Genomic DNA, 4,089 nt, shown 5'->3' with positions numbered 1-4,089 from the left:
CTTGATGCTCAGGAGACTGGCATGATTTGATACACCCCTCTACCTTTTAAAACATCCTCTTAGGATTTATTTATCATCTGGTCCTCTTATTCTGATTTCATGTCATCGCCTGAACCTCGTCCTAGAAAACTGCTTGACCAAGTACGTGATGCTATTCGGCTAAGACATTATTCCTATCGAACCGAAGAGACCTATGTCCAATGGATTCGTCGTTATATCCTTTTCCATAACAAGCGTCATCCCAAGGACATGGGGATACCGGAAATTGAAGCGTTTTTAACCCATTTGGCGGTTAATAAGCTTTGGGGTCCACTTCAGTTTAGGGATCTGCGGTTAAATAATGTACTCGATCAACCAGGTTTCGACTCCGCTCAACCTTCCAGCTTTGAGCGTTGAGCGGAGTCGAAACTCGATCTACGGGTACTTTATTTTCGAGCCAGTCCCTTACAGAAGCGTGTCGGTTGTCATACTTTTCGCCATAGTTTTGCGACTCACTTGTTGTGGACGTGGAGTACGCAGTCCATTGGATTCGTAATCAACTGCAATATTTTTTGCTTGACGTCATCAATGACTTAGCGGTAATTTAGTTCTCACGCCCTTCGGGGCATGACCACAAAGCTCAATATTTAGCACTGGCGGCAGGTGTTAGAGCCACCGCACCGCCAGCTAACCCCTGACTGAAAGCGCAGTCCGAGGCTTGGGATACTTTATCCTATTGCTGCCCCGGTTTGCATCACATAATCGGGGCAGCTAAATTTGAGCTTTGGTTTCTTCCTAAACCGCGACCAAATTGAGGTCTGTAGTATTTTGACTACGACCTTCTAGTGTTGGCTGTGGCCAAAGGTTTACAACGCTACCGTTTGGAGACCAAAGCTTATGTTTGTCGATATCGCTCAGGGCGCTGTTGCGTCCACGTTGTCGCTTGGCACCGAACCGCTGCCTGACCATCAATATGAAACCGTCCGCCATCTGCTCTTTGGCTCCCTGACCGGCGTTCGGTTGAACATTCAAGACCTGCACCGAAAACGCTACGCCGAGCCCAACGACTGGAGTAAGCCCATTTCCACGGGTCGCCCCAATGAAGTCATGGCAATTTTGACCAAACGAATGGCGATCAAACCATAGACCCATTGCAAAATCTCGATATGATGTCATCACAACAATGCCAGTACGCGTCTTGTCGATGGCTTCATATCGAGTTGAAGCCCGCGCCGGATTGAAACGCCAGGGCTAGCTGAGGGTTGTTCACTAAAAGAGACAATTTGACGTGGAGGCGCTGGTAGTCGGTCGTGGATCGATTAAACAATCGATTAAAAAAAGGAAATTAGATAGCCTGAAGTATCGTGCTTAAACAAAGCATGAAATCACCCAGCAAAAGAGACTAGGAATAATGGCGAAACCTAAAAGAACAGCGCTGAACACCAGCACTATCGTCACACCACCCCATTTCTCAAACCACTCATTAATAATCGCATCCGCTGGATCAGCCGGAGAGTAGAGCACATCCACAGACTCTCCTTTTTTATAGGTTAGAGCATTAGACCAGTCCGCAGGAGAGACATGATAAGACTCCTGCTGCGGCACCTTAAAGGTAACCACCGGCTTATACACCGTATCGCCATAGTCATCTACTTTTTCCATAACCTTGGTCACCGTGCCCGTGGCTGGGGACAAGCTAGCTAGCCAACTGGTACGACGATTTTGCCAAGCCATGGAACCCAACAGCATAGCCATGGGAATAACAACTAAGGATAAAAATCCGATGGCGGCTCGTTTAAGATGTTTTTCTGGTCTGGCTCCCAAAAAATCAAGGGTAAGGGGATACTGCCACACCTTTCCCTTACTGGCCTGAATCGCGGCAATAATGGGAAAGACGAAGCGCATTCCCCATAATATGGGCAGAAAAATAGTTCCCACTAACGTCGCGAGTAAAATAACGCTGTAGAGTGTCGATGAAATCAACCAATTGAGTACATTCCTCGCATGGGGATCAATCTGAGGATATTGTCGCCTGGTCACTTGCCAAATGATTATTGGCAATAGAATATCTATAAAGGGAATAGGCACAACCCACCCCAACAACAGTGAAAGATGCAAAAAAAGTTCCCATGAAGGGGAGTTTTGTGCCTGATCCATGGCGATAGTGCGCCTCTACCCGAATCTTATTCGTAAATCCAGCTCTGAGCGCAGGATTCCCAGCTGGCCAGTTCGTCATCGGAGAACCATAGGGCGATTTCTGTCTGGGCCGTCTCAATAGCGTCAGAACCGTGGATGATATTGCGCCCGATGGTCACCCCGTAGTCACCCCGAATGGTTCCAGGGGCAGAGCTGATGGGGTTTGTTGCACCGATTAGGGTGCGGGCAGAGCCAACGACGCCTTCACCTTCCCAAACCATGGCAACTACGGGGCTAGAGGTAATAAAGTCCACCAGACTGCCAAAGAAAGGGCGCTCTTTATGGACGCCATAGTGCTTTTCGGCGAGTTCACGGGAGACGGCCATGAACTTCATGCCCACCAGGTTAAATCCTTTGGTTTCAAAACGGCTGATGATATCGCCGATTAGACCCCGCTGAACACCGTCAGGCTTGATCATGATAAAAGTGCGTTCCACAGCTTTGCTCCTAACAATACGTTTATTGAGTTTATGGGAATCACCGTGCTGCTTATGGCGCAGACGGTGGGCTATATCTCAGCGGTTGATGATAGCCATCCAACCAATGACTAGAGCATCCGCAGTGATAGAGCCAGATCTAGGGTATATCCCTTTGCGGTCATTTTACGTACGGCCCCTTTAAAGATCCGGCATGAAACCTGGCTTAATCTGATGGATGCTGGACTGGCGGCTTTCTGCAACTGGCCTGCCCACGGCTGCTTTTCTAAGCTTGCTTTTAATTAGAAAATACAAGCTCTTTAGATAAGGCAATCAGCCAAGCAGCAATGAGGCTGATCCAAATAATGAGTTCTAGTTTGGGGCGCATCCAGATGACCTGCAGCCGCTCTGACCAGGAGCCAGGTTGGAAATTGGACCACCAATTAATGATGTGATTTTTCCAAAGCCTGGGGCTATCTTGCGATAAAAAATTTCCGTGTAACATGGAGAGGAGTAACGGTGTACCACCAACTTTGGCATTCAGCAGCAGGTGAAGTGCGATCGCAACCACCATAATCACCCACGACACCAGATGCCCGTAGTACCAAAAATGCTCCAGTTCCCCCTGGGGTAACCAAGTCTCATCCATCATCTTGCCGCTAAACAGCGCAAATGTTAGCGCCACCAGGGTCAAGGTATTGGTCAGTCGGCTAAGGGTATACCACCACACCGGTTTTCTCACCTGAGTTAACTTAGCGAAGGTATCGGGTGGAGCTAAACGATGCTGACCGCGACGAAACGCATAGAAAACAAACACCGGAAAAATTAACAGCGTGTAGAGGCCAAAGGTACCATGAATACCTTCAATCGCTTTGTATTCCGGGAGTGGTAGCTGTCCCCAGCGACCATCGTAGGTGTTGTAGGTCCAAAACGCGCTGAGAATAGCCAGCACCAGAAAAATACCAGTGAGGCCATGCAAAATTCGTAGAAGCAGCGGTTGATACGGGGAAGTAGGTTTCATAGAGCAGCCAGAATGATAGCCGACAGCTTGTGTGCCAACAGCTTGCCACAGAGCCAGCGACACGATCTAAGGTCGACATGTTCCATGTACGGCTAGTCTTTCTCCTGTATTTTTTTAGATAACGGATGTTTCTTTTAAAGTTTTTCTGATCTTTTTACCAACTCTTTGAAGTTTAGATATGTATACGATGAAGTTGCTAATAAGACCCCTTAGAAGACTCTGACACAATCACAAGCGTTAGTAAGAATCAGGTGCAGATATCCACCGGTAAGACAGATATCCAAATTATATACGTTAAATTACTATCACGAGTCTCTTATCGGATCATGTCTAATCCCTCTCCTAAATCATCACAGTCTAAGGTTTCATCCGTGCCTAGTACTTCCAACCTATCCGGTAAAGCCAGTAGTATCCCCAATACGCTACCGGCTCAGCTTTCCCCTAAAAAAAATCTGAAACAAACCCTGGTGGGATGGC

The 4,089-nt window shown here is 47.7% G+C and carries 5 protein-coding genes; 2 read left to right on the top strand and 3 right to left on the bottom strand.

The features are described 5' to 3' along the window. Window positions 1-99 precede the first annotated feature (99 nt). Both IQ260_RS28415 and IQ260_RS28410 read left to right on the top strand, forming a co-directional pair. Window positions 100-396: a phage integrase N-terminal SAM-like domain-containing protein gene (locus IQ260_RS28415; protein ID WP_228016509.1), complete on the top strand. Its 297-nt coding sequence runs from the start codon at window positions 100-102 to the stop codon at window positions 394-396. A gap of 480 nt (window positions 397-876) precedes the next feature. Continuing rightward, entirely contained in the window at window positions 877-1,125 is a 249-nt protein-coding gene (locus IQ260_RS28410; protein ID WP_193996432.1) for a hypothetical protein, read from the top strand. 222 nt (window positions 1,126-1,347) lie between these two features. Here IQ260_RS28410 and IQ260_RS28405 read toward each other — a convergent pair whose 3' ends face one another. The 3 genes from IQ260_RS28405 to IQ260_RS28395 form a co-directional block, all read right to left on the bottom strand. Then, window positions 1,348-2,136 (bottom strand): DUF4870 domain-containing protein, encoded by a 789-nt coding sequence (locus IQ260_RS28405; protein ID WP_193996431.1) that lies wholly within the window; start codon window positions 2,134-2,136, stop codon window positions 1,348-1,350. Window positions 2,137-2,162: 26 nt separating this feature from the next. After that, the gene (gene ndk / locus IQ260_RS28400) at window positions 2,163-2,612 is read right to left on the bottom strand and encodes a nucleoside-diphosphate kinase (protein WP_193996430.1); all 450 of its coding nucleotides are present in this window, start codon (window positions 2,610-2,612) and stop codon (window positions 2,163-2,165) included. 277 nt (window positions 2,613-2,889) lie between these two features. Further along, complete coding sequence (locus IQ260_RS28395; RefSeq protein ID WP_193996429.1) at window positions 2,890-3,612, bottom strand: cytochrome b/b6 domain-containing protein; 723 nt, start codon at window positions 3,610-3,612, stop codon at window positions 2,890-2,892. Window positions 3,613-4,089: the final 477 nt, after the last annotated feature.

This window comes from Leptolyngbya cf. ectocarpi LEGE 11479, assembly GCF_015207065.1.
GTDB lineage: Bacteria > Cyanobacteriota > Cyanobacteriia > Phormidesmidales > Phormidesmidaceae > Leptothoe > Leptothoe ectocarpi.
Note: the sequence above shows the minus strand (reverse complement) of the source record. Positions and strands in the feature narration are given on the sequence as shown.